At 58.7% G+C, this 25,288-nt stretch carries 29 protein-coding genes; 24 read left to right on the top strand and 5 right to left on the bottom strand.

All coding sequences use genetic code 11. From position 1 onward, the window contains the following. Nucleotides 1-78: 78 nt before the first annotated feature. The 8 genes from PSH97_RS17105 to PSH97_RS17070 all read left to right on the top strand — a co-directional run bounded on the left by PSH97_RS17105 (nucleotide 79) and on the right by PSH97_RS17070 (nucleotide 7,681). On the top strand, nucleotides 79-1,227 hold the full coding sequence (locus PSH97_RS17105) for a muconate cycloisomerase family protein (RefSeq protein ID WP_305445939.1): 1,149 nt from the start codon (nucleotides 79-81) through the stop codon (nucleotides 1,225-1,227). Between the two features lie 10 nt (nucleotides 1,228-1,237). Further along, nucleotides 1,238-1,528, top strand: a complete 291-nt coding sequence (gene catC / locus PSH97_RS17100) for a muconolactone Delta-isomerase (RefSeq protein WP_007936026.1) — start codon at nucleotides 1,238-1,240, stop codon at nucleotides 1,526-1,528. Nucleotides 1,529-1,583: 55 nt separating this feature from the next. Next, on the top strand, nucleotides 1,584-2,513 hold the full coding sequence (gene catA / locus PSH97_RS17095) for a catechol 1,2-dioxygenase (RefSeq protein WP_305445938.1): 930 nt from the start codon (nucleotides 1,584-1,586) through the stop codon (nucleotides 2,511-2,513). 118 nt (nucleotides 2,514-2,631) lie between these two features. After that, nucleotides 2,632-3,591, top strand: coding sequence for an AraC family transcriptional regulator (locus PSH97_RS17090; protein ID WP_305445937.1), 960 nt, complete (start codon nucleotides 2,632-2,634; stop codon nucleotides 3,589-3,591). Between the two features lie 243 nt (nucleotides 3,592-3,834). Further along, nucleotides 3,835-5,199: a benzoate 1,2-dioxygenase large subunit gene (benA, locus tag PSH97_RS17085; RefSeq protein WP_305445936.1), complete on the top strand. Its 1,365-nt coding sequence runs from the start codon at nucleotides 3,835-3,837 to the stop codon at nucleotides 5,197-5,199. Further along, nucleotides 5,196-5,684 carry a benzoate 1,2-dioxygenase small subunit gene (benB, locus tag PSH97_RS17080; protein WP_007941543.1) on the top strand — a complete coding sequence of 163 codons (489 nt, stop codon included), beginning with the start codon at nucleotides 5,196-5,198 and terminating at the stop codon, nucleotides 5,682-5,684. Before benA ends, benB begins: the two co-directional genes overlap by 4 nt. A gap of 10 nt (nucleotides 5,685-5,694) precedes the next feature. Next, nucleotides 5,695-6,708, top strand: a complete 1,014-nt coding sequence (gene benC / locus PSH97_RS17075) for a benzoate 1,2-dioxygenase electron transfer component BenC (RefSeq protein WP_305445935.1) — start codon at nucleotides 5,695-5,697, stop codon at nucleotides 6,706-6,708. Between the two features lie 199 nt (nucleotides 6,709-6,907). After that, on the top strand, nucleotides 6,908-7,681 hold the full coding sequence (locus tag PSH97_RS17070) for a 1,6-dihydroxycyclohexa-2,4-diene-1-carboxylate dehydrogenase (RefSeq protein ID WP_305445934.1): 774 nt from the start codon (nucleotides 6,908-6,910) through the stop codon (nucleotides 7,679-7,681). Between the two features lie 29 nt (nucleotides 7,682-7,710). On the opposite strand, the gene PSH97_RS17065 is transcribed toward PSH97_RS17070, so the two are convergent. Next, nucleotides 7,711-8,073, bottom strand: a complete 363-nt coding sequence (locus PSH97_RS17065) for an NUDIX hydrolase (RefSeq protein WP_305445933.1) — start codon at nucleotides 8,071-8,073, stop codon at nucleotides 7,711-7,713. A 221-nt stretch (nucleotides 8,074-8,294) separates the two neighbouring features. Here PSH97_RS17065 and PSH97_RS17060 point away from each other — a divergent pair, with 221 nt between their 5' ends. Next, on the top strand, nucleotides 8,295-8,513 hold the full coding sequence (locus tag PSH97_RS17060) for a DUF2188 domain-containing protein (protein WP_305445932.1): 219 nt from the start codon (nucleotides 8,295-8,297) through the stop codon (nucleotides 8,511-8,513). 54 nt (nucleotides 8,514-8,567) lie between these two features. On the opposite strand, the gene PSH97_RS17055 is transcribed toward PSH97_RS17060, so the two are convergent. Next, complete coding sequence (locus PSH97_RS17055) at nucleotides 8,568-8,807, bottom strand: hypothetical protein (protein ID WP_253549002.1); 240 nt, start codon at nucleotides 8,805-8,807, stop codon at nucleotides 8,568-8,570. 91 nt (nucleotides 8,808-8,898) lie between these two features. Here PSH97_RS17055 and PSH97_RS17050 point away from each other — a divergent pair, with 91 nt between their 5' ends. From PSH97_RS17050 to PSH97_RS17035, 4 genes are all read left to right on the top strand, one after another. After that, nucleotides 8,899-10,125, top strand: coding sequence for an RtcB family protein (locus PSH97_RS17050; protein ID WP_305445931.1), 1,227 nt, complete (start codon nucleotides 8,899-8,901; stop codon nucleotides 10,123-10,125). Nucleotides 10,126-10,227: 102 nt separating this feature from the next. After that, nucleotides 10,228-10,464: a hypothetical protein gene (locus PSH97_RS17045; protein ID WP_305445930.1), complete on the top strand. Its 237-nt coding sequence runs from the start codon at nucleotides 10,228-10,230 to the stop codon at nucleotides 10,462-10,464. Nucleotides 10,465-10,538: 74 nt separating this feature from the next. Beyond that, nucleotides 10,539-10,874, top strand: a complete 336-nt coding sequence (locus PSH97_RS17040; protein WP_305445929.1) for a hypothetical protein — start codon at nucleotides 10,539-10,541, stop codon at nucleotides 10,872-10,874. Nucleotides 10,875-10,984: 110 nt separating this feature from the next. Continuing rightward, the gene (locus PSH97_RS17035) at nucleotides 10,985-11,215 is read left to right on the top strand and encodes a hypothetical protein (protein WP_305445928.1); all 231 of its coding nucleotides are present in this window, start codon (nucleotides 10,985-10,987) and stop codon (nucleotides 11,213-11,215) included. Between the two features lie 252 nt (nucleotides 11,216-11,467). Here the strand turns inward: PSH97_RS17035 and PSH97_RS17030 are convergent, their stop codons facing one another. Further along, a complete protein-coding gene (locus PSH97_RS17030; protein WP_305445927.1) occupies nucleotides 11,468-11,662 on the bottom strand; it encodes a hypothetical protein in 195 nt (64 codons plus the stop codon). 183 nt (nucleotides 11,663-11,845) lie between these two features. Between PSH97_RS17030 and PSH97_RS17025 the strand changes: the two genes are divergently transcribed. From PSH97_RS17025 to PSH97_RS17015, 3 genes are all read left to right on the top strand, one after another. After that, nucleotides 11,846-12,040: a hypothetical protein gene (locus PSH97_RS17025; protein ID WP_305445926.1), complete on the top strand. Its 195-nt coding sequence runs from the start codon at nucleotides 11,846-11,848 to the stop codon at nucleotides 12,038-12,040. Then, nucleotides 12,037-12,234 (top strand): hypothetical protein, encoded by a 198-nt coding sequence (locus PSH97_RS17020; protein ID WP_305445925.1) that lies wholly within the window; start codon nucleotides 12,037-12,039, stop codon nucleotides 12,232-12,234. The genes PSH97_RS17025 and PSH97_RS17020 overlap by 4 nt, the downstream gene beginning before the upstream one ends. Nucleotides 12,235-12,735: 501 nt before the next feature. Continuing rightward, on the top strand, nucleotides 12,736-12,990 hold the full coding sequence (locus tag PSH97_RS17015) for a hypothetical protein (protein WP_305445924.1): 255 nt from the start codon (nucleotides 12,736-12,738) through the stop codon (nucleotides 12,988-12,990). A gap of 186 nt (nucleotides 12,991-13,176) precedes the next feature. Here PSH97_RS17015 and PSH97_RS17010 read toward each other — a convergent pair whose 3' ends face one another. Continuing rightward, nucleotides 13,177-13,593, bottom strand: a complete 417-nt coding sequence (locus PSH97_RS17010; protein WP_305445923.1) for a CBS domain-containing protein — start codon at nucleotides 13,591-13,593, stop codon at nucleotides 13,177-13,179. A 157-nt stretch (nucleotides 13,594-13,750) separates the two neighbouring features. Continuing rightward, nucleotides 13,751-14,443, bottom strand: coding sequence for an SOS response-associated peptidase family protein (locus PSH97_RS17005; protein ID WP_305449819.1), 693 nt, complete (start codon nucleotides 14,441-14,443; stop codon nucleotides 13,751-13,753). A 177-nt stretch (nucleotides 14,444-14,620) separates the two neighbouring features. Between PSH97_RS17005 and PSH97_RS17000 the strand changes: the two genes are divergently transcribed. The 8 genes from PSH97_RS17000 (at nucleotide 14,621) to PSH97_RS16965 (ending at nucleotide 25,271) form a co-directional block, all read left to right on the top strand. After that, nucleotides 14,621-15,064 carry a CopD family copper resistance protein gene (locus PSH97_RS17000; protein WP_305445922.1) on the top strand — a complete coding sequence of 148 codons (444 nt, stop codon included), beginning with the start codon at nucleotides 14,621-14,623 and terminating at the stop codon, nucleotides 15,062-15,064. 117 nt (nucleotides 15,065-15,181) lie between these two features. Then, nucleotides 15,182-16,528, top strand: coding sequence for an oxygen-independent coproporphyrinogen III oxidase (locus tag PSH97_RS16995; protein WP_305445921.1), 1,347 nt, complete (start codon nucleotides 15,182-15,184; stop codon nucleotides 16,526-16,528). 22 nt (nucleotides 16,529-16,550) lie between these two features. Continuing rightward, nucleotides 16,551-17,939 carry an oxygen-independent coproporphyrinogen III oxidase gene (hemN, locus tag PSH97_RS16990; protein WP_305445920.1) on the top strand — a complete coding sequence of 463 codons (1,389 nt, stop codon included), beginning with the start codon at nucleotides 16,551-16,553 and terminating at the stop codon, nucleotides 17,937-17,939. A gap of 109 nt (nucleotides 17,940-18,048) precedes the next feature. After that, nucleotides 18,049-20,229 (top strand): transcriptional regulator NosR, encoded by a 2,181-nt coding sequence (gene nosR / locus PSH97_RS16985; RefSeq protein WP_305445919.1) that lies wholly within the window; start codon nucleotides 18,049-18,051, stop codon nucleotides 20,227-20,229. Nucleotides 20,230-20,284: 55 nt separating this feature from the next. Continuing rightward, nucleotides 20,285-22,204: a TAT-dependent nitrous-oxide reductase gene (gene nosZ, locus PSH97_RS16980; protein WP_305445918.1), complete on the top strand. Its 1,920-nt coding sequence runs from the start codon at nucleotides 20,285-20,287 to the stop codon at nucleotides 22,202-22,204. A gap of 27 nt (nucleotides 22,205-22,231) precedes the next feature. Beyond that, entirely contained in the window at nucleotides 22,232-23,524 is a 1,293-nt protein-coding gene (locus PSH97_RS16975; protein WP_305445917.1) for a nitrous oxide reductase family maturation protein NosD, read from the top strand. Further along, entirely contained in the window at nucleotides 23,521-24,444 is a 924-nt protein-coding gene (locus PSH97_RS16970; protein ID WP_305445916.1) for an ABC transporter ATP-binding protein, read from the top strand. Before PSH97_RS16975 ends, PSH97_RS16970 begins: the two co-directional genes overlap by 4 nt. Continuing rightward, nucleotides 24,441-25,271, top strand: a complete 831-nt coding sequence (locus PSH97_RS16965) for an ABC transporter permease (RefSeq protein ID WP_305445915.1) — start codon at nucleotides 24,441-24,443, stop codon at nucleotides 25,269-25,271. Before PSH97_RS16970 ends, PSH97_RS16965 begins: the two co-directional genes overlap by 4 nt. The last annotated feature ends 17 nt before the right edge of the window (nucleotides 25,272-25,288 follow it).

The raw sequence follows: 25,288 nt of genomic DNA, 5'->3' as shown, positions 1-25,288 counted from the left end.
ACCAATTCTATATTGGCCGCCCGGAAAAAGCCGTACGAGAATCCGTTCCAGAACTTTAAGAACCTGACGGGTATCGACATGCGTGCAACTGCCATTGAATCGATCGAGACGATCATCGTCGATCTGCCGACCATTCGCCCGCACAAGCTGGCGATGCACACCATGCAGAACCAGACCCTGGTGATCATTCGTGTGCGCTGTGCCGACGGCATTGAAGGGGTCGGTGAGTCGACCACCATTGGCGGTCTGGCCTATGGCAACGAAAGCCCGGACAGCATCAAGACCAACATCGACAAACACTTCGCGCCATTGCTGCTTGGCCAGGACAGCGGCAATGTGAATGCCGCGATGTTGCGCCTGGAGCGCAGCATTCGTGGCAACACCTTCGCCAAATCGGGTATTGAAAGTGCCTTGCTCGACGCCCAGGGCAAGCGCCTCGGCCTGCCAGTCAGCGAACTGCTGGGCGGCCGCGTTCGCGATGCGCTGCCGGTGGCCTGGACCCTGGCCAGCGGCGACACCGCCAAGGACATCGCCGAAGCGGAAAAAATGCTCGACCTGCGTCGCCATCGGATCTTCAAGCTGAAAATCGGCGCCGGCGAGGTCAACCGCGACCTGGCCCACGTCATTGCAATCAAAAAGGCGCTGGGCGATCGCGCCAGCGTGCGGGTTGATGTCAATCAGGCCTGGGACGAAGCGGTCGCGTTGCGCGCCTGCCGTATCCTCGGAACCAACGGCATCGACCTGATCGAACAACCGATCTCACGCAATAACCGCGCCGGCATGGTGCGCCTGAATACCGTGAGCCCGGCGCCGATCATGGCCGATGAATCCATCGAGTGCGTAGAGGACGCCTTCAACCTGGCGCGCGAGGGCGCGGCTTCGGTATTCGCCCTGAAAATTGCCAAGAACGGCGGTCCACGCGCCGTGCTGCGAACCGCCGCCATTGCCGAGGCGGCCGGTATTGGCCTGTACGGAGGCACCATGCTCGAAGGCGGTATCGGCACGCTGGCCTCGGCCCATGCCTTCGTCACGCTGAACACTCTGAGCTGGGACACCGAGTTGTTCGGCCCGCTGCTGCTCACCGAAGACATCCTCAGCGAGCCATTGGTCTACTGCGATTTCCAACTGCACGTCCCGCAAACACCGGGGCTGGGCCTTGTTCTGGATGAAGAGCGCCTGGCGTTTTTCCGTAGGGACAAGACATCCACTGCCGTTCATCAAGCCTGAGGAGGGCATCATGCTGTTTCACGTAAAAATGACGGTGAATTTACCGGTCGACATGAACCCGGAACGCGCCGCTCAGCTCAAGGCCGACGAAAAAGCCCTGGCCCAGCGTCTGCAAGAGCAAGGCAAGTGGCGTCATCTGTGGCGCATCGCCGGGCTCTATGCCAATTACAGCGTGTTCGATGTCGACAGCGTTCAGGAACTGCACGACCTGCTGATGCAGTTGCCGCTGTACCCGTACATGGCCATCGAGGTCAACGCACTGTGCCGGCATCCTTCTTCCATTCGCGAGGATGACCGCTGAACCCAGCCTGTTCAGTTCGCTACGCTAATAATTACAAGATGAGGAACCCACCAAAATGAACGTCAAGATTTCCCACACTGCCAGTGTCCAGAAGTTTCTCGAAGAGGCCAGCGGTCTGCTCAATGACGCCGGCGATCCGCGAGTCAAGGCGCTGGTTTATCGCATCCTGCGCGATTCGGTGAACATCATCGAAGACCTGGCCGTGACCCCGGAAGAGTTCTGGAAAGCCGTCAACTACCTCAACGTGCTGGGTGCGCGTCAAGAGGCCGGGTTGGTGGTGGCCGGGCTCGGTCTGGAGCATTACCTCGACCTGCTGATGGACGCCGAAGACGAGCAGGCCGGCAAAGCCGGCGGCACACCGCGGACCATCGAAGGCCCGCTGTATGTGGCCGGTGCGCCGCTGTCGGAAGGCGAAGCGCGGCTGGATGACGGCGTCGATCCGGGTGTGGTGCTGTTCATGCAGGGCCAGGTCAAGAATACCGCTGGCGAACCGCTGGCCGGGGCGGTGGTGGATGTCTGGCACGCCAACACCGGCGGCACTTATTCGTACTTCGATACCACTCAATCGGAATTCAACCTGCGTCGTCGTATCGTCACCGATGCCGAGGGCCGTTACCGTTTTCGCAGCATCGTGCCGTCGGGCTACGGCTGCCCGCCGGACGGTCCGACCCAGCAATTGCTCGATCAACTGGGCCGTCATGGTCAGCGTCCGGCGCACATTCACTTCTTTATTTCGGCAGCGGATCATCGCCACCTGACCACCCAGATCAACCTCGACGGCGATCAGTACCTGCATGACGATTTTGCCTATGCCACCCGTGATGAGCTGATCGCCAAAATCACCTTCAGCGATGATCCGCAGCGTGCGGCGGCCCATGGCGTGAGCGGTCGTTTTGCTGAAATCGATTTCGACTTCACGCTGCAGTCGTCTGCCCAGCCTGAGGAGCAGCAACGCCACGAACGGGTTCGCGCGCTCGAGGACTGATACCCTCGACCCGCCGAACCGGCCACGAGATAACCGACCGTTTATCTCATGGCCTTCTGTGTTTCGGCCAGCACACTAGAATGGCGGCGCAATCAACAATAACAATGAGAGTGATCCGATGATGCAAGCGCAATTGTTGAGTCATCGCAGCAGAGTCTTCGACCACGCCGACCCTTACGCGGTATCAGGCTACGTCAATCAGCATGTCGGCAATCATTGCCTCCAGATGCCCAGGGTCGGCCGACCGCTGGCCAGCCTCGATCATCGCAAATTCGCCAGCCTCGACCTGTGCCGCATCAGTTACGGCGCCAGCGTGCGGGTTATGTCCCATGCGCTGGACAGCATCTATCACTTGCAAGTGCTGCTGCGCGGCAACTGCCTGTGGCGTGGCCATGGTCAGGAGCATTACTTCGCGCCTGGCGAATTACTGCTGATCAACCCCGACGATCCGGTGGATCTGACCTATTCCAGTGATTGCGAAAAATTCATCCTGAAAGTCCCCTCGCGGCTGCTGGAGTCGGTGTGCGAAGAGCAGCGCTGGCGGTATCCGGGGCAGGGCATACGGTTTCTGGAGAACCGTTATCAGCTCAATGAGCTGGAAGGTTTCGTCGGTCTGCTGGCGATGATTTGCCAGGAAGCCGAGGCTACCGAGCAGATTCCCCGGGTGCAGGAGCACTATGCGCAAATCGTTGTCAGCAAGATGCTTGGCCTGATGAAGACCAACGTCATGCGCACTGCTCCCGGCTCACCCTCGGCCACGTTCGAGGCGCTGGTCGATTACATCGCCTGCAACCTCAAGCAGGATATCGACAGCGAAGAACTGGCGCGCCAGGCGCGGATGAGCCTGCGTTCGCTGTATGGGTTGTTCGAACGCAACGCGGGGGACACGCCGAAAAACTACATCCGGCAGAAAAAGCTCGAACGTATTCACGCCAACCTGAGCGACCCGACCTGCAACGTGCGCAACGTCACGGAAGTGGCCATGGATTACGGCTTTCTGCACCTGGGCCGGTTCTCCGACAGCTACCGCAAACAGTTCGGTGAATTGCCTTCCGACACCCTCAAACGCCGCCACTGACCTCGCAAACGCCACCCGCGGCTGTTTGATCGTTCCCACGCTCCCGCGTGGGAATGCCTCAACGGACGCTCCGCGTCCGCTTTTGGGACGCAGAGCGTCCCGGGCTGCATTCCCACGCAGAGCGAGGGAACGATCATCAGCTGCTGCACAAAACGGATACAGGTCTGCACCCCGCGGATAGTCCGCCCCATCCCCTCGTCCTAGCATGGCCCTGCCTGAATAAAAACAATGGAGGCGGCGGCCATGACCCTGCGACCTGAATACCTTCACTCCCTGCTTGAAGAAGACCCTGAGCAGGGCATCTATCGCTGCAAGCGTGAGATGTTCACCGATCCGCGGCTGTTCGACCTCGAGATGGAACACATCTTTGAAGGCAACTGGCTGTACCTGGCGCACGAAAGCCAGATCCCCAACAACAACGATTTCTACACCACCACCATGGGGCGCCAGTCGATCTTCATCGCGCGCAACAAGGACGGTGAGTTGAACGCCTTTATCAATGCGTGCAGTCACCGTGGCGCGATGCTCTGCCGGCACAAAACCGGCAACAAAAGCACGTACACCTGCCCCTTCCACGGCTGGACCTTCAACAACTCCGGCAAGCTGCTCAAGGTCAAGGACCCGGCATCGGCCGGCTACCCGGCGAGCTTCAACTGCGAAGGCTCCCACGACCTGACCAAAGTCGCGCGTTTCGAATCCTATCGCGGTTTCCTGTTCGGCAGCCTCAAGGCCGACGTAGTGCCGTTGGCAGAGCACTTGGGCGAGTCGGCAAAGATCATCGACATGATCGTCGACCAGTCCGCCGATGGCCTGGAAGTGTTGCGCGGTTCCTCCAGCTACATCTACGAAGGCAACTGGAAACTCACCGCCGAAAACGGTGCCGACGGTTATCACGTCAGCTCGGTGCACTGGAACTACGCGGCGACCCAGAACCAGCGCAAACAGCGAGAAGCCGGCGATTGTAATCCGACCATGAGCGCCGGTACGTGGGCCAAGCAGGGCGGTGGCTTCTATTCCTTCGACAAGGGCCACATGCTGCTCTGGACCCGTTGGTCCAACCCTGAAGATCGTCCGCTGTACGAACGTCGCGATGAGTTCGCCCAGGATTTCGGCAAGGCCCGCGCCGACTGGATGATCGAGAACTCGCGCAACCTGTGCCTGTACCCGAATGTGTACCTGATGGACCAGTTCAGTTCGCAGATCCGCATCGCCCGGCCGATCTCGGTCAACCGTACCGAAATCACCATTTACTGCATTGCCCCCAAAGGCGAAAGCGACCACGCCCGTTCGAGCCGGATTCGTCAGTACGAGGATTTCTTCAACGTCAGCGGCATGGCGACCCCGGATGATCTGGAAGAGTTTCGCTCCTGCCAGACGGGTTATCAGGGCAGCGTCACCGCCTGGAACGACATGTCCCGTGGCGCCGAACATTGGGTTGAAGGCGCCGATGACGCGGCTAAAGAGATCGACCTGCACCCGCTGCTCAGCGGCGTGCGTACCGAAGACGAAGGCCTGTTCGTGCTGCAACACAAGTATTGGCAGCAAACGATGCTCAAGGCGTTGGCCGCTGAACAGTCCGCACTGATTGCAGTGGAGGCTGTGCAATGACCATTACTTATGACGCGGTGCGCGATTTTCTCTACCGCGAAGCACGCTACCTCGACGACAAACAATGGGACGACTGGCTGGAGTTGTACGCGCCGGACGCCACCTTCTGGATGCCGTCCTGGGACGACAACGACGAGCTGACCGAAGACCCGCAGCGGGAAATCTCGCTGATCTGGTACGGCAACCGCACGGGCCTGGAAGACCGCATCTTCCGCATCAAGACCGAACGTTCCAGCGCCAGCGTGCCGGACACCCGCACCTCGCACAATCTCAGCAATATCGAACTGATCGAACAGGCCGACGGGCTGTGCAAGGTGCGCTTCAACTGGCACACCCTGAGCTTTCGCTACAAGACCGTCGACAGCTATTTCGGCAGCAGTTTCTACACCCTCGATGTGCGTGGTGAAAACACGCAGATCAAGGCCAAGAAAGTGATCCTGAAGAACGACTACGTTCGCCAGGTCATCGATGTTTACCACCTCTGAGGCGGCCGTCATGACTCATTCCATTGCGTTCAACTTCGAAGACGGCGTCACCCGATTCATCGACGCCAATGCTGGGGAAACCGTGGCCGATGCCGCGTACCGCCAGGGCATCAATATTCCACTGGACTGCCGCGATGGCGCTTGCGGAACCTGCAAGTGCTTCGCCGAGGCTGGCCGCTACGACTTGGGCGAGGACTACATCGAAGACGCCCTCAGCGCCGACGAAGCACAGCAGGGTTTTGTCCTGACCTGCCAGATGCGGGCGCAGAGCGATTGCGTGGTGCGGGTGCCGGTTTCATCGGATGTTTGCCGCACCCGTCAGGCCAGCTACGACGCGACCATCAGCGCCGTGCGTCAGTTGTCCGACAGCACCATCGCGCTGTCGATCAAGGGTGAGGCCCTGAGCAAACTGGCGTTCCTGCCGGGGCAGTATGTGAACCTCGGGGTTCCCGGCAGCGAGCAGACTCGGGCCTACTCGTTCAGCACGTTGCAGCGGGACGGCGAGGTGAGTTTTCTGATTCGCAACGTGCCCGGAGGCTTGATGAGCAGTTTCCTCACCGGCATGGCCAAGGCCGGCGACAGCATGAGCCTGGCCGGACCGTTGGGCAGCTTTTATCTGCGCGACATCCGCCGTCCATTGTTGCTGCTGGCCGGTGGCACCGGTCTGGCGCCGTTCACCGCGATGCTGGAAAAAATCGCCGAGCAGGGCAGCGAGCATCCGCTGCATTTGATCTACGGCGTGACCAACGACTTCGATCTGGTGGAGCTCGATCGACTCGAAGCCTTCGCAGCGCGCATCCCGAACTTCAGCTTCAGCGCCTGCGTGGCCAACCCCGACAGTCGGCACCCGCTCAAGGGCTACGTGACCCAACACATCGAGCCACGGCATTTGAACGATGGCGACGTCGACGTCTACCTGTGCGGCCCGCCGCCGATGGTCGAAGCAGTCAGCCAGTTCATCCGCGAGCAAGGCATAGCGCCTGCGAACTTCTACTACGAGAAATTTGCCGCCAGCGCGGCTTGAGCCGCGACACGCTCTTGTAGCAGCTGGCGAAGCCTGCGTTCGGCTGCGAAGCAGTCGTGAATCCGGCTAACGCGGTTTTCCTGACGTACCGCAGTTTGTGGTTTTACGACTGCTTTGCAGCCGAACGCAGCCTCGCCGGGGCTCGACAGCTGCTACAGATCATGTTTCCCGCGAAAGCGATTTAGCAACGAGGGTATGTATGAACAGATTCCACGAAAAAATCGCGCTGATCACCGGTGCCGCCCAGGGCATCGGCCGGCGTGTGGCTGAACGCATGGCCGCCGAAGGTGCGCGACTGATTCTGGTCGACCGCTCCGATCTGGTGTTTGAACTCCAGAAGGAATTGGGGCAAAGCAGCCAGGTACTTGCCCTGACCGCCGACCTTGAGCAATACAGCGAATGCAGCCGTGTGATGCGCACCGCTGTCGAACGTTTTGATCGCCTCGATGTGCTGGTCAACAACGTTGGCGGCACGATCTGGGCCAAGCCTTTCGAGCACTATGAAGAGGCGCAGATCGAGGCCGAAGTGCGCCGTTCGTTGTTCCCGACACTATGGTGTTGTCATGCGGCGCTGCCGTTCATGCTTGAACAAGAAAGCGGCGCCATCGTCAACGTTTCGTCCATTGCGACCCGTAGCGTCAATCGTGTGCCTTACGGTGCGGCGAAAGGCGGGGTCAATGCACTGACCGCTTGCCTGGCGTTCGAAACCGCCGGTCGTGGCGTGCGGGTCAACGCGACCGCCCCCGGTGGCACCGAGGCGCCGCCGCGGCTGATCCCGCGCAATACCGCGCAGCAAACCGCTCAGGAAAAGCTCTGGTATCAGCAGATTGTCGACCAGACCCTCGACAGCAGTTTGATGAAGCGCTATGGCACGCTGGATGAGCAGGCAAGCGCTATCCTGTTTCTGGCCAGCGACGAAGCCTCCTACATCACCGGCATGATCATGCCGGTCGGTGGCGGCGATCTGGGCTGACTTTTCAGGGGGGCGTCGGCTGCGATGAGCTACAAACGACGCTGAAAAGCTTTGACGATTCTGAGCGTGGCGTCGCTTGTGTTCAGGTTCTGTACCGCGTCCAGCGGGTACCAGATGCAGTCGAAGATTTCATTCTGTGGCCGTGCCTCGGCCACGTTTACGACCGATGCTTCATAGACATGATGCCGGGTGCTGATCGTTTCCAGCTCCATCAAGTACAGCAGGCCGTCGACTCCAAGTCCGGTTTCTTCATAGAGCTCTCTTATGGCCGCGCCCGCGATGGTTTCGCCAGGCTCGATTTTTCCGCCCGGCAGGGTCCAGCGCCCCCTGGGTTTACGCACCAGGAGAATATGCCGGTCCTGCTCGCAAATGACGGTTGCACGTACTTTCATGGGTTACCCGACTGCCGCTTGTCACAAAACAGTCATAAAAATGCAATATTCAGACCGAAATCCGCAGAAGTGTCTGCTTCAAGGGTTGGAGTCGACAGGGCGGCTGAAAGTGCAATGAAATGCCGGAATCCTGACGCGACGTCTGGTTGGCACTTCAGTGAAGGTCGGGTGTAAGGTAGTCGAGTCGATCCAGGACTATCACTGCCAAAATGGAGGTGACTATGAGCGTTCCGATGCTGACTAAAATGCACATGAACGGCTATGACGTACTCAGCGTGAACAACGGCCCCTGGCGGGTGTGCACCAAAGGTGACCGGCTTGGAGCCTTTGGCAGCAGAGAGGAAGCACTGGCTTATGCGGCTGCGCTTCCCGCCTACAGAGCCCGGTCGGGCAAAGCGTCGCGTAGCCACAAATCAGAAAGCCAGAAATCAGACAAATAGCGCGCTGGAAGCCCCGGCTCGCCGGGGCTTTTGATTTGTTCATGGCAGCGCTCTCTAGTGAGCTTTCGTTCGGCTGATGGCTTTTGCCTTTACTTCCTCGGCATAGCCCGCCAATCGCTCTTCATCGCCCTGGAATAGCGCGCACAGCCTTAGCGTGGCCTCTGCGTCCACATCATTGCCGGCCAGGCGCAACTGCTCTGCTATGCGCAAAAGCTCTACCGCTGACCACCTCAGGTCCGAGGCTACACCTTGCAGGTCGCGCCGAAGTTGCTGTTCATATTCGTTAAGCCACATGATGACCTCCTGCAATTCCCCGCTACGAAATAGTAGTCCCATTTACCTGTCTGGAGCGTTATGTTCGTCTGATCGCACGAGAGTCGAAACCATGCAACAACCTGTCTACCAACTGCTGGAAGTCGCCAACGGCAAGCCGATCAAACTCTGGACCGAGGGTGTGCCGGTTGAAAGCGAAGCCCGGCAGCAATTGATCAATATCGCGAAAATGCCGTTCATCTTCAGGCACCTGGCGGTGATGCCGGATGTGCATCTGGGCAAAGGGTCCACCATCGGCAGTGTGATCCCAACCATAGGCGCGATCATTCCGGCGGCCGTGGGGGTGGACATCGGCTGCGGCATGATTGCCGCGCGCACTTCACTGACCGCCGCCGACTTGCCAGACAACCTGCACGGCCTGCGCAGCGCCATCGAAAAGGCCGTGCCCCATGGCCGCACGTTGAGCCATGGCCGGCGCGATGAAGGCGCCTGGAATCACGTTCCACAGCAAGCCGATCAAGCCTGGGCAGCGCTGAGCTCACGGTTCAAGGCGATCACCGACAAGTACCCGAAACTTGCCAGTACCAATAACCGCCATCACCTGGGCACCCTCGGTACCGGTAATCACTTCATCGAGGTCTGCCTGGACGAGACCAACCGCGTCTGGTTCATGCTGCACAGCGGTTCTCGCGGCGTTGGCAATGCCATCGGGACCCTGTTCATTCAATTGGCCCAGGCGGACATGCGTCAGCACATTGCCAATCTGCCGGACCGCGATCTGGCCTATTTCAAGGAAGGCAGCCGGCATTTCGACGACTACGTCGAAGCGGTGGGCTGGGCTCAGGACTTCGCCCGACAGAACCGGGCGTTGATGATGCAGGCGGTGATTCAGGCAGCGCGGCAAGTGATTCGAAAACCTTTCGAGGTCGCGCTGGAGGCAGTGAACTGTCACCACAATTACGTGCAGAAAGAGCGGCACTTCGGTGAAGAGGTCCTGGTCACCCGCAAGGGCGCGGTGTCGGCGAAGAAGGGCGAGCTGGGGATCATTCCCGGCTCCATGGGGGCCAAAAGCTTCATCGTTCGGGGGCTCGGCAACGAGCAATCGTTCTGTTCCTGCAGCCACGGTGCCGGTCGTGTCATGAGCCGCACCAAAGCCAAAAATACCTTCACTGTCGCAGACCAGATCCGCGCGACCGCTCATGTGGAGTGCCGCAAGGATGCGGCGGTCATCGATGAGATTCCGATGGCTTACAAGGATATAGACAAAGTCATGTACGCCCAGCGTGATCTGGTGGAAGTGCTGCACACCTTGCGACAGGTGGTCTGTGTGAAGGGATAGTGATGGAAGGTGCTTCCATTGGTCGGGAACATTAACGGAGTGAACAGCTCTGCTGTCGTATTGAGGTAATGATCTATTCGCTCGGGCGAGGCCATCTTCAAAATGACGACTACCGATGATTTCAGACACCATGCACATGAGCTGATCGTTGACCTGGATGCGGCAACCACGGAGATGATGAAACTGATCTCGGCCCATCAGCTGAGCGGTCCGGAATGGGAGCGGGTCACGAAATGGCAGCATGAAGCGTATGAGCGGTGGATGGCGTATCTGAACGCGAGATCGTATCCCGAGTCCGGCTCGGGGGCCGGGCCGGGGCAGGGCGAAGCCCCGTTATAGACATCGTCGGTTGTCCGCTGGATGTCTGCGCAAGTACAGGCTACATTCCCCGTTTTTCAGGATAGGGAAGCGTTATGCGCACGTTGATGGCGGGAATAGCGGTAGCTGTGTTGGCGGGCTGTTCACTACCCGCATCCGTGGTGCCCGGCGAGCCCAATGTCAGCAAGTACAGCGAGAAGGCGCCCAAGGAGTATGCCGCGTGTGTACTGCCATTATGGCGTCAGGACATTCCTGGATCGACGCAATCGGCGATTTCCAACGGCTACCGGATCACCGCACCGAGCATCATCACCGCTGACGAAATTCTGGATATCGTGAAATCGAAGGACGGCAGCCGAGTCTCGCTTTACCAGGGACCACCGTGGGCCAAATCCGGGTCGCTGCGCCAGGCCGTCCGGGATTGTTTGTAACGCTCGCTTCGTTCCTGTTTTTGGATGTCGGTAGCCGCCGTATGTCGGAACCGAGGAACGGTCATTCCTGAATCAACTTCCAAGAGCTGACAGTCCATGGGAGTTTGATTATGAATGATGATCGAAAGAAGGCAGCCCTTGATGCCTGGTACCGGCTTTTGAGAGAACCGGAGGCCGGGATGGATTGTGAAGAACACTACGACAAACTGCTGACGGCTGCGGATGAAATGGAAGGAGCCGGGCTCATCAATAATGCTGAATGGCGTGAACTGGTGCGCGATGCGCGAGGAGCTTTTTCCGCGGTAAACGAAGGTGTCAGTGACGGAACGGTCAGTAGATGACTTAAAAATAGTGTGGATATTTAATGAGTTAGGAGATTTAGTAACTGGATGGTGAATCAGAACATCTTGTTACAAGTCGAGCAATTGGGTAATATTGCCCGGCGTTCACCACCACGGTTTATGCATTTTTAAAGCCCAGGCGTCCATCAGCTGCCTGGGCTTTTTTTTGTCTGGAATCTGATGATTGCTGATGAGCACGCTGCCGGCAAGGCGCCAGCAGCGGGGGGTATGAAAGCTATTGATGCCTGGGACTCACCAAGCCGGATCAGCCTTGCGACGATCTCTACCAGAAGGGTTTCCGGTATTTAGAATCCTTCTCTCTACCAGGACATTTTGCAGCGCCTGGCGTGCCGAAGGGCTTAGCTGATGTTCTCTCTCCTTGAGCTCAAGCAAGATGGGGTTCGACCATGCTCGATAGGTTTGCTCGGAATCACGAGTAGATGTCATCTATCTCTCCTTTGATGAATCGCCCGACGACACAGTGGGCGAAGTCCTGTGCGATAAAAATCCTAGTTGAGGAAACGACTTGTCGCCAGTGAACGCGATGAGCTGCCGATTATCTCAAGCAACGCGGGTTGTTCGCGATTCGAGCGTAAACTGGCGGTGCTACCTCATCAAAAGGAGCCGCATATGATCGCCGACCAAATGAAGAAACAGGTGTCGGAGCAAAGCGCTGTTTGGGATCAATACTTCTGTGCCGCGTTGATTGCCGAAAGCCATCTGACGGCACCGGTGGTTGGAGAAGCCACCCACGAAGACAGGCAGAATTTGCTGATCCAAAGGGCTAAAGCGCTCGCCGACAAAATGCTTGAGAATAGAAGATGACCGGAGCCCAGCCATTGCGCTGGGCTCTTTACGTTTCGACGATCGATTCTGGCCAAGCGGTCGTGGCGGTCGGCGCGACGGATGATCGGGTTTTCTGCCAGGTGAACGCTCCTTGGTCGCGGATCGTCTACAGTTGGAAGTTCATGGATATGGAGATCGAACATGAAGTGCTTAATCTGTCAGGCAGCCGCTAACACTGTTCACGCGACTGGAGACTGGTCAGAAGTCAAATGCCCGGCCGGATGTGGACGCTACAAGGTCTCGGCGAACCTTGTTGCGAAAATGGAACGCAAGAACGAGTTCTTTGACATCGAACGCACAAGACGATGGCTTGAGATGTCACGCAATGACGATCCGGTGCCGTTGATATCTACCTACGATTACAACGTTTCCTTGTTGCATCGCGACACCGGGGAGAGGTCGGTCATCGCGCCGAGCCGTTCCAGACAGCCGCTGACTTCGGATTAGTCAGTTCTGGCTATAAAAACCGTCCCCCTGTCGGAGCAGCCTTCGGCAGCTCCGACAGGGGCTCAGCTCACGCAGGCATTGCTCGATCTATCGACAAGAAAATAAGCAACCTCCATGGATAGCCCTTGTCGATATCAACATGCCCCGCTATTCGTCATCGCGCCTACCCAGGTTGTCAGTATTTATGGCGGGCTGAAAGCGGCTAACTGAATAATCAGGAGGTGGCTATGCACTGTCCGCTGTGTGGAAACACTAGTGCGCTGGAAGATCTTTCATTCGGGGGCGGCTTGCGCATTCATTGCGAACCGTGCGGTGGTTTCTATCGGATTTCATCAACCCTGGATGCCTTGGCTGAAGGAAAAACCTATGACACCGAGCGCGCTCGAGCCCGACTGAAAAAGAAGCGTGAAACCGATAAGTTGGAAGATCAAGAGCCGGCGCTAGGCGCGGAGGACAAAGACCTGCTCGTCGAGCCAAACTGACTTTTCGCAAGACGCACCGGGTTGGAGGGAGGCAATCTCGGCGAGCCGGGTGGTGAGCTTCCCCGGTGTATGTTTACAGAAAGACTCGCCAGGCCTGGAAATCCGATTCTGCAAGGAATATTCCAGACCAGGCGAGCGTGCCAGATCCATGCGAGCTTTAATCCTGATGAACGCTAAGCGGCCCGGTCAATGATGAGCCTGTGCCACTCCGCGCAAAACCGTAGCAGCAGCGGATTGAGATCGAGTGCTGGCGATGTTCCCCAGTGATACGACGCCAACCAGACGCTTGTCTCGGTTGAGCACGGGCAGGCGACGCAGTTGCACGTCCGCCATGTTTTTTGCGACCTGTTCTATGTCTTCATCCTCAAAGCAATAACGGATGCCGCCCGTCATTATTTTACTGATGGGGGTGTTGCCAGTGAGCCCTTCGGCTACGGCTCTAATGGTTATATCCCGGTCAGTGATCATGCCAACCAGACGCTCTTGCTCCTCAACCATGATGGCGCCGCTATCGATCCTGGCCATCATGTTCGCGGCCTCCTGGATCGACTGATTTGGTTTGGCTGTTAAAACATCTTTCGTCATGACTTCCGAAATCTTCATGAAAAAACTCCTTTAAAGGGATGCTTCAGTGATTAAGGGCTGCCAATTTTTTCGACTGGGAGGTGAAGGGCGGGTTCAGATTGTTTTATCCCCACTCATCATGGTAGCGGGGCGTCACTGGGGATTCGTACAGGCAGGGTGAGTCTGAGCGGGCGGGTCATGTGCGCAGGCCGGCGATAGGCTCTATCAGTTCTGAGCCCTGGTTCCTCACATTGCCCACAGCCACGTCCACTTTGAACCATTCGAAGGCATCGCAAGGTTCGCGTTGCTGCAGGATTATCTGTTCGGCACGCTCCTTGGGCGTGTACGGATCAAGCCATTCCCGGGCCAGTTCGGGATTGAGCGTCACTGGCCGCCGGTCGTGAATATCCACCATGCCGCCCTCGCTGTCCGCGGTGATGATCACGAAGCCGTCATGCTCATCCGGCTCCTTTTCGTACCTTGGATACTGACCAATGGCGGCGCACAGGATCGGCGCGTGATCCTTGCGACGAATCAGGTAAGGTTGTTTTTTCGGACCGCCCTCGTAAACCCATTCAAACCAGTTGTCGATGGCAATAATTGCCCGGTGCGGCCATATCTCCTTGAAGAATGGGTCGTGGGCGACTTTCTCAACCCTGGCATTGATCGGTGTTGCGTGATCCTTGGCCCAGCGCGGTCGCCAGCCCCAACGAACCCTGTCGGCGTGCAGCATGCCGCTTTCCTCGTGGAAGAGGGCGAGCTGAGTCGACGGCGCGGCATTGTAGAACTCGAGCGGCTGATCGCCAGCATTGTTGACCAAGGCGTTAGGCATGCTCAGCGCCGCCACGAACTCATGAACACCTCGATACTGCGAAAGTCGTCCGCACATGGCTAAGCCCTCATGCTGAAGCTTAAGCTTAGACAATAGTTTCAAGATGATCGTGTTCGCAACCCGCTGCCAGGGCGTATCCGGCATTCGCGGGTTTCTTGATTGATGTCAACCGCCTGAGTCGAGCTGCTCTGTATTCTTCGCAGAAACCGACAGCTGAACTGAGGGCGAAAAGTCATGCTCTATCCGCTGTTTCTAACCTTTCATCTGTTTGCCGCCCTGATCTTTATCGGCACGGTGTTCTTCGAAGTCCTGTTCCTGGAAAGCATCCGCAAACAATTGCCCGCCAAAGTAATGCTGCTGGTCGAGGAAGGTATTGGCCGCCGAGCCCGTACCCTGATGCCGTGGGTGCTGCTGGTATTGTTCGGCGCGGGGCTGGGCATGGTCTGGCTGCGCTATCTGCCCGTCCTTGCAACGCCACTGACCTCATCGTTCAGCACCTTGTTGCTATTGAAAATCATGGTCGCCGTGAGCGTGCTCCTGCATTTTCTGGCCGCTATGTTTCTGTTCAAAAGCGGCCGAATGAACGCTCGATACCTGCATTTCATCCATGGCAGTGTGTTCTGCCATATGGTCCTCATCGTGTTGCTGGCCAAGGGGATGTTTTACCTGACGTGGTGAGCCGCCTTGCCGCAACGTCAGCCGTGCAAGCACTTGGCTTGCGCTTGATACAAGTCAAGGAGCATTGATCGCCAATCCCGGACACTGTTGATCCGCAGCCAGTCTCGGAGACCTGTCATGCTCGATTTTTCTCACGCCCCCGGCGATCTGATCGCTCGGTGCGATCAGGGCGTACTCGACCCCAACTGCCATGCCGATACGCAAAAGTTTCATGACGGCATCGGCTCTCTGGATTTGCTTCGAGCCTTGCGCGTCAGCCGCCAGAAACGACGCCCGATAGCGCTGAACGTGCAGCTGCCGTCGCGGCTCAAGCCGTCCTTCTGTTCCCCGCGCGATGCCTCCTGTGAGCATGGCGATATCGAACAGTACCTCCAGCGCCTGGAACACGAGATCGACCTCGTCGGTTGCCACCTGAGCTCGGAGCAGCGGGTCGAACAATTTCATCTGGGTGGCGGAACACCCACCATCGCTCACCTCGAGCGGCTGATGAATCATCTGCGTGGCCGGTTCAACTTCCTCGAACACGAATGCGGCGACTACAGTGTCGACGTCGACCTTCACCATACCGATTGGTCGACCATGGGCGCGTTGCGCGACCAGGGGTTCAATCATGTCAGCATTGGCGTTCCGGATATCGATAGTGACTGTGACATGTCCGTGACCTGTTACCAGAACCCGGCGCCCGTTCATTCACTGATCGATGCCGCCCGCACCTTTGGTTATCGATCCATCAACGTCGATCTGGGTTTTGGCCATGCCTGGCAGACGCCAGAAAGTTTCGCGCTGAAACTGACGACCATTATCGAGCTGGAGCCGGACAGGCTGATGGTGTTCGACTATGCACGGCCACCACGCCGCTATCGGCCGATGCTCGGCGACCAGGTCAGAGAACCCTGCAGCCAGGACGATAAAGGCGCGATGCGCCAGATCTGCTTCGAACAGTTGATGGGCGCCGGTTATCACTACATCGGGATGGGGCAGTTTGTGCGGCCCGATGATGATCTGGCAATCGCTCAGGAGCGGGGCCGGTTGCGTCGCACCTGTGACGGTTTTACCCGTCACGGCTATTGCGACCATATCGGCTTCGGTTTGGGGGCGATCAGCCAGATCGACGATTTGTACACGCAAAACACCGACGCAATCGAGCGCTATCAGCAGCAACTGGACCGGAGCCAATTGCCGACGTCTCGCGGCTGGCGTTTCGAAGCGGGGGATCAGATAAGACACATGGTCATGGAGCGCCTGGCGTGTGATCAAGAGCTGGATATCCGCGCCATCGAGCGGCGCTATGGGCTGATTTTCTCCAAGTACTTTGCATCTGTCTGGCCATTGCTGGAGCAATTGAGTCGTGACGGGTTGATTGAATTGTCGGACCGTTTCATCAGCATTCTTCCCGCCGGCCGGCCGGAAGTGGATGCCATCTGCAACCTGTTTGAAAAGGATTCGGGCAGTGCAAGGCATTAACCCACCCGCGAGTTGATTGATCATGAAACCTGCATTCGATTTCGATCGAGCCCTGGTCGAAAAGTATGACCGCCCCGGGCCGCGCTATACCTCTTACCCCACGGCGCCGCAGTTTCATCAGGCGTTTGCCGTCGACGATTATCGACGTGCCGCCTCCGACAGCAACCTGGCGGCGGTGCCCAAGCCATTGTCGGTGTATATCCACATCCCGTTCTGCAAGAGCCTTTGCTACTACTGCGCCTGCAACAAAATCATTACCCAGAAAACCCATCGGGCGGTCGAATACCTGACGTACCTCAAGCGTGAAATCGTCATGCAGGCCGCGTTGTTCGACAGCACGCGCAAACTCACGCAACTGCACCTGGGCGGGGGCACGCCGACGTATTTGACCCGTGAACAGCTGGCGGACCTGATGGATTGCCTGCACCAAGCGTTCGACATGGACGACAGCGATGACCATGAGTTTTCCATCGAGGTCGATCCGCGCACCATCAGCACCGAGCAAATCCAGTCGCTGCGTCAGCTGGGCTTCAACCGCTTGAGCTTCGGCGTGCAGGACTTCGATCCCGACGTGCAGGCAGCGGTCAATCGTCAGCAAAGTGAAGAGCAGATTTATGCGTTGGTTGCTGCGGCGCGCGAGGCGCAATTCAAGTCGATCAGCGTCGATCTGATTTACGGCCTGCCACTGCAAACCGTGAACAGTTTCGACGTCACCCTCGGCAAGATCATCGCCCTGCGCCCGGACCGGATTGCCGCCTACAGCTACGCCCATTTACCCGAGCTGGTACGCGCGCAACGGTTGATTCGCCCGGCGGACATGCCACCACCGGAACGCAAGCTGGAGTTGCTGGAACTGACCATCCGCCGGCTGACCGAAGCCGGTTATGTCTATATCGGCATGGATCACTTCGCCTTGCCGGACGACGAACTGGCGCGGGCCCGCACCCATGGCACCCTGCAACGCAATTTTCAGGGTTACTCGACCCATGCCGACTGCGACCTGATCGGCCTGGGGGTGTCGTCGATCGGTAAGGTCGGTGACAGCTATAGCCAGAGCGTCAAGGAGATTTCGCAGTACTACGCCCGTATCGATCAAGGTTTGTTGCCGGTGCATCGAGGCTACCGCTTGAGCGCCGATGACTTGCTGCGCCGCGAGGTGATCAGCGACCTGATGTGCCACGGCAGGATCGATTTCGCCAAGTTCGAAGCGGGTCATGGCATTTGCTTCACCGAGTATTTTTCCGATTCGCTGGCGCAACTGGACGAGCATGTGCGCGACGGACTGCTGCAGATTCACAGCGACAAATTAGTGCTGTTGCCGCAAGGGCATTTGATGATGCGCAGTGCCGCGATGGCATTTGACGCCTATCTGGGAGGGGAGCAAAAAGGCCGGTTTTCCCGCACCGTTTGAGGCGTCGGGCGCTCTGGCGCGAGGAATTTTATCGAGTTGATTTCAATCAAGGGCGGGGCACACAACGCTCCCTAACATGGCCGCAAGCCCCTTTGAAATCAGCGAGCTCATGACAATCCATCAGCCTTCGATACCTGGCAATCTGCGCATCTGGAGCGTCGGGCTAGTGGTGATGGTCTTGCTGATGATCGCGATGTTCGCGACGGTGCAGGCCAAATCATACGGCGACATCGAGCAGCAGCGCATCGAGAAGGTTTTCCCGCAAACCGATTCAGTGTCCGCACCCGAAGGCAAGTTCAAGGTGCGCACGCTGTCCGCCGCCGGAAAGGTCATCGGGTATGTGTTCCAGAGCCTGGATGTGGTGGACATTCCGGCTTACTCGGGCAAACCCATCAACACCCAGGTGATCCTCGACACCGCCGGGGTGATTCAGGACGCCTATGTGCTGGAGCACCACGAACCGATTCTGCTGATCGGCATCCCCGAAGAAAAACTCCACGGTTTCAGCGCCCGATACAAAGGGATCAAGGTCAGCCAGCGGGTGGTGGTCGGCCACTCCAGCGACCCGAGCGCGGTCACCGTGGATGCCATTGCCGGCGCAACGGTCACCGCCATGGTGGTCAACGAGGTCATCATGCGTGCCGCCCATGAGGTGGCCGTATCGCTGAAGCTCATCGAGGACAAGGGCGGGGTGGTGAACAAGCCCGCCACCGTGCGCCAGGATTTTTACGAGCCCGCCACCTGGGAGCAACTGACCGGTAACGGCGCCATTCGCCGGTTGAACCTGACCCGTGGGCAGGTCGATGCCGCCTTCAAGGGCACCGAAGCCGAAGGCGTCGACAACGCCGGCCCGGATCAAGTCGATGATACCTTTATCGAGCTGTACACCGCCGACTTGAACCCGCCGACCATTGGCCGCGCGCTGCTGGGCGACAATCAATATCGCTTCCTCATGCAGGAACTCAAACCCGGCGAGCAGGCCATCGCGGTGCTGGGGCGCGGGCTGTTTTCCTATAAAGGTTCAGGTTATGTGCGCGGCGGGATTTTCGATCGGGTGCAATTGCGCCAGTTCGGCAACGTCATCAGCTTTCGCGACATGGACCATCAGCGGCTTTCCGACGTGTTTGCCGAGGGTATGCCCGAGTTCAATGAAATGTCAATTTTCATTGTGCGCAAACCGGCCGGATTCGACCCGGGATCGCCCTGGTCCCTGGAGCTGCTGGTGCGGCGTCAGACCGGACCGGTCAGCGGCACCTTCAGCAGCTTCGAACTGCCTTATCAACTGCCCGAGCCCTACCTTGAGCGACCTGCGCCCAGTGCCGAAGAACGGGCGGCCATCGAGGAAGCCAGCCGGCCGATGTGGTTGACCATCTGGTACCAGAAACACTTCCAGATCGCCGTACTCGCGAGTGCGTTGTTGCTGCTGACGGCCATCCTGTTCCTGCAAGACAAACTCACCCGCCGGCCACGCTTTCTGCACTGGCTGCGCCGTGGTTACTTGCTTTTTACCGTGGTCTTTCTGGGCTGGTATGCCTTGGGGCAGCTGTCGGTGGTCAATGTCCTGACCTTTGTGCACGCGCTGTTCGAGCAATTCCGCTGGGAGCTGTTTCTCACCGATCCGCTGATCTTCATGCTCTGGGTTTTCACCGCCGCGAGCATTCTGTTGTGGGGGCGTGGCGTGTTCTGCGGCTGGCTGTGCCCGTTTGGCGCCTTGCAAGAGTTGATCAACGAAGCCGCGCGCAAATTGAAAGTCCCCCAGTACGAATTGCCGTTCGCGGTGCATGAGCGGCTGTGGGCGATCAAGTACATCATCTTGCTGCTGCTTTTTGGTATTTCCCTGGAATCGATGTCCACCGCCGAACTGTTCGCCGAGGTGGAACCCTTCAAAACCGCCATCACCCTCAAGTTCGACCGCCAGTGGTGGTTCGTGCTCTACGCGGTGGGGCTGCTGGTGATCAACATTTTCACGCGCAAAGTCTATTGCCGCTACATCTGCCCCTTGGGCGCGGCGCTGGCGATTCCAACCAAATTACGCCTGTTCGACTGGCTCAAACGCCGCAAGGAATGCGGCAGCCCCTGCCAGTTGTGCGCCAAGGAATGCGAAATCCAGGCGATTCATCCCGATGGCCGGATCAATGCCAACGAGTGCCACTACTGCCTCGATTGCCAGATGACCTACCACAACGAAAACAAATGCCCGCCGCTGATCAACAAGCGCAAGAAGCGCGGCAAACCGGCGCCCGTGGCGGTGCAACTGATACCTGTCGTGGAAGTGCCGGCGACTGAATGAAGCTCGCGAACGCACGTGCGCAATGACCGTTTTATCTCTTCAAGGAGTACGCAACATGACTGACACAGAATCCAAAAAAGCCATGCCGGAAGAGGAAAAGGCTGGGCTCAGCCGTCGCGGTTTTCTGGGCAGCAGTGCCGTCACCGGTGCGGTGCTGGCGGGGGCCACGACCCTCGGCGGCGCAGTGTTCAGCCGCGAGTCGTGGGCCGCGGCGGTCAAGGATGCACAGGCGAAAATCCATGTCGGCCCCGGTGAGCTGGATGAATACTACGGCTTCTGGAGCGGTGGTCATCAGGGCGAAGTGCGGGTGCTGGGCGTGCCGTCGATGCGCGAGTTGATGCGTATTCCGGTGTTCAACGTCGACTCGGCCACCGGCTGGGGCCTGACCAACGAAAGCAAACGGATTCTGGGCGACAGTGCAAAGTTCCAGAATGGCGATTGCCATCACCCGCATATCTCCATGACCGATGGCAAGTACGACGGCAAATACCTGTTCATCAACGACAAGGCCAACTCCCGGGTCGCGCGCATTCGCCTGGACATCATGAAGTGCGACAAGATCCTCACGGTGCCGAACGTGCAGGCCATTCACGGCCTGCGTCTGCAAAAAGTGCCTTACACCAAATACGTGTTCGCCAATGCCGAATTTGTCATCCCGCACCCCAATGACGGCCGCACCTTCGACCTGCAAGACAAGAACAGCTTCACCATGTTCAATGCCATCGATGCCGAGAAAATGGAGATGGCTTTCCAGGTGATCGTCGACGGCAACCTGGACAACTCCGACGCCGATTACACCGGCAAGTACGCGGCGTCCACCTGCTACAACTCGGAGAAGGCTTACGATCTTGGCGGCATGATGCGCAACGAGCGCGACTGGGTCGTGGTGTTCAACATCCCGCGCATCGAGGCCGCGATCAAGGCCGGCAAGTTCATCACCCTGGAAGATTCGAAAGTGCCAGTGGTTGATGGTCGTAAAACCGATGGCAAGGACTCAGAGTTCACTCGCTATATCCCGGTGCCGAAGAACCCCCACGGCCTCAACACCTCATCCGATGGCAAGTACTTCATTGCCAACGGCAAGCTGTCGCCAACGGTCTCGATGATCGCCATCGACCGGCTGGACGACTTGTTCGCCGATAAATTCAAGGACCCTCGCGAGGTTATCGTTGCCGAGCCGGAACTGGGCCTGGGCCCTTTGCACACCACCTTCGACGGTCGCGGCAATGCCTACACCACGCTGTTTATCGACAGCCAGGTGGTGAAGTGGAACATGGAGGAAGCGATACGCGCCTACAAGGGCGAGAAGGTCAATTACATCAAGCAAAAGCTCGACGTGCAGTATCAGCCTGGCCATAACCACGCCTCGCTGACCGAAACCAGTGAAGCGGATGGCAAGTGGCTGGTGGTGTTGTGCAAATTCTCCAAGGACCGCTTCCTGCCGACCGGGCCGCTGCACCCGGAAAATGACCAGTTGATCGATATTTCCGGCGATGAGATGAAGCTGGTGCACGACGGCCCTGCGTTTGCCGAACCTCACGATTGCATCCTCGCGCGCCGGGACCAGATCAAGACCCAAAAGATCTGGAGCCGCAACGACCCGTTCTTCGCCGCCACCGTGGAGCTGGCCAAGAAAGACGGGATCAACCTGGAGACCGACAACAAGGTCATCCGCGACGGCAATCATGTTCGGGTCTACATGACCTCCATGGCACCGGCCTATGGCCTGACCGAGTTCACCGTCAAGCAGGGCAACGAGGTGACTGTGATCATCACCAACATCGACCAGATCGAGGATGTGACCCACGGTTTCGTGATGACCAACCATGGCGCCAGCATGGAGATCAGCCCGCAGCAAACCTCGTCCATCACCTTTACCGCCGACAAGGCCGGCCTGCATTGGTACTACTGCAGCTGGTTCTGCCATGCGCTGCACATGGAAATGGTCGGGCGCATGAAGGTCGAGCGGGCCTGACGGTTGGCATTCGACAGGAGCGGGCCGATGACCGATCTCAAGGAAAACCCGGTGAAGGCCATTGCCCTTGTGCTCCTGTTGATGTCAGGCGGGGCACTGGCGGCGGTGCAACCGATCACCACCTTGCCGTTGCGGGTTGATGCTGAACAACGCTGGCACCTGCCGGCGGGCGAGTACCGTGGCTCGTTCAGCGTCGATCAACCGATGCAGATTGTTTGCGAGCCCGGCGCGGTATTTCAGGCGCAAGGGCAGGGCAACGGGGTGATCGTCAGTGCGCCCGATGTGCGGATCGAGGGCTGCACCTTTCTGGATTGGGGGCACGACCTCACGGCCATGAATGCGGCGGTGTTTCTCCAGCCCAAGGCCCGTGGCGCGGTGATCAAAGGCAATCGCCTGCAGGGTCAGGGTTTTGGTATCTGGGTCGACGGTACGCAGGATGCGAGCCTGATCGACAACCGCATCCTGGGGGATCCGGCGCTGCGCTCCCAGGATCGCGGCAACGGTATTCATCTGTATGCGGTGCATGGCGCCCGGGTCATCGGCAACCAGGTGCGCGACACCCGCGATGGCATCTACATCGACACCTCCAACGGCAACCTGCTGCAGGGCAATACCCTGGAAGACCTGCGTTACGGCGTGCATTACATGTTCGCCAACGACAATCGACTGATCGGCAACACGACTCGTCGCACCCGCACCGGCTACGCCTTGATGCAAAGCCGCAAGCTCACGGTGATCGGCAACCGCTCCGAACAGGATCAGAACTACGGCATCCTGATGAACTACATCACCTATTCAACCTTGCGCGACAACTTCGTCACAGACGTGCGCGACGGCTCGACCGGCGACAGCATGATCAGCGGCGCCGAAGGCAAAGCGCTGTTCATCTACAACTCGCTGTTCAATACCATCGAACACAACCACTTCGAACACAGCGCTGTGGGCATTCACCTCACCGCCGGCTCCGAAGACAATCGCATCGCCGACAACGCGTTTATCGGCAACCAACGGCAGGTCAAATACGTCGCCACCCGCTTGCAGGAATGGTCGGCGGATGGCCGGGGCAATTACTGGAGCGATTACCTGGGCTGGGATCGCAACAACGATGGCCTGGGCGATATCGCCTATGAACCCAACGACAACGTTGACCGCTTGCTGTGGCTGTACCCACAGGTGCGGCTGTTAATGAACAGCCCCGGGATCGAATTGCTGCGTTGGGTGCAACGGGCCTTCCCGGTGATGAAATCGCCGGGCGTCCTGGACAGCCATCCACTGATGAATCCCACCACGCAACCCCTGACCCAGGAGCCCACCGCATGAACGTCATCGACATGGAAGGCGTCAGCCAGCGCTATGGGTACACCACCGTGTTGCATCAGTTGAACCTGAGCCTGGGCGAAGGCGAAGTGCTCGGCTTGTTCGGGCACAACGGCGCGGGCAAGACCACCAGCATGAAACTGGTGCTCGGTCTGCTCCAGGCCAGTGAAGGATCGGTCAGGGTGTTCGGTCGCATGCCCAGTGATCCGCAGGTTCGGCGTTTGCTGGGCTATTTGCCGGAGAACGTGACCTTTTATCCGCAGATGAGCGGCCAGGAGACCTTGCGGCATTTCGCCCGACTCAAAGGCGCAGCGCCCGCGCAGGTGGACGTGTTGCTGGAGGAAGTCGGCCTGGCGGGTGCGGCGCATCGACGGGTCAAGACCTACTCCAAGGGCATGCGCCAACGCCTGGGACTGGCGCAAGCCTTGCTCGGCGAACCGCGCTTGTTACTGCTCGACGAGCCGACCGTCGGCCTCGATCCCATCGCCACTCAAGACCTTTATCGGTTGCTCGACCGGCTGCGCAGCCAGGGCACCAGCATCATTCTCTGTTCCCACGTATTGCCGGGCGTCGAGGCGCATATCAACCGTGCAGCGATTCTGACCCAGGGGCGTCTGCTGGCCCTCGGCAGTCTGCGCAGCCTGCGCGAGGAAGCCGGGTTGCCGACGCTGATTCGCGCCAACGGGCTCAAGCACGCCGGGCCGTTGCAGCAATCCTGGAACAACGCCGGGCACGTCACCCAGCGCTGGGGCGTGGAGGGCCTTGAAGTGGCTGCGCTCAATGGCAACAAATTGGACCTGTTGCGCCAATTGCTCAATGAACATGAGCCGGCCGACGTGGAAATCGACCCGCCGTCCCTGGAGGACATCTACCGCTATTACATGGGCCGGGCTGGTGCGACCCCCAGTGGAGAGACCGTATGAACCCGATCTGGAACATGGCCCGCAAGGAATTCAACGACGGTTTGCGCAACCGCTGGTTGTTGGCGATCAGCCTGTTGTTCGCGGTGTTGGCGACCGGCATCGCCTGGTTGGGTGCGGCAGCTTCCGGGCAACTGGGTTTCACCTCGGTGCCCGCCACCATCGCCAGCCTCGCCAGCCTGGCGACATTCCTCATGCCGCTGATTGCCTTGCTGCTGGCCTATGACGCCATCGTCGGCGAAGACGAAAGCGGCACGTTGCTACTGTTGCTGACCTATCCACTGGGGCGCGGGCACATTCTGCTCGGCAAGTTTGTCGGCCACGGGTTGATCCTGGCGCTGGCGACCCTCATCGGTTTCGGCTGCGCAATGCTCGCGATTGCCGTGCTGGTGGAGGACGTCGAACTGAACCTGCTGCTCTGGGCGTTTGGACGATTCATGCTGTCGTCGACGTTACTGGGCTGGGGCTTTCTTGGGCTGGCCTATGTGCTGAGCAGTGTGTCTGCCGAGAAATCCACGGCTGCCGGGCTGGCGCTGGGGGTGTGGTTCTTCTTCGTGCTGGTATTCGACCTGGCGCTGCTGGCACTGCTGGTGCTCAGCGAAGGGCAGTTCAACCCGAAGGTGCTGCCTTGGTTATTGCTGCTCAACCCCGCCGATGTCTATCGCCTGATCAATCTCTCCGGTTTCGAGCCCGGCGCCGGCAGTGCTGGCGTGCTGACCCTGGGCAGCGATTTGCCTGTGCCGGGCTCGATGCTCTGGTTGTGCCTGTTGCTGTGGGTGGCGGTGCCTTTGAGCTTGGCCTGGTTGCTGTTCCGTCGACGGGCGACATGAATTCACACCTTGGTTTT

The organism is Pseudomonas cucumis (assembly GCF_030687935.1).
Lineage (GTDB): Bacteria > Pseudomonadota > Gammaproteobacteria > Pseudomonadales > Pseudomonadaceae > Aquipseudomonas > Aquipseudomonas cucumis.
This window is presented reverse-complemented; position numbering and strand designations above follow the sequence as displayed.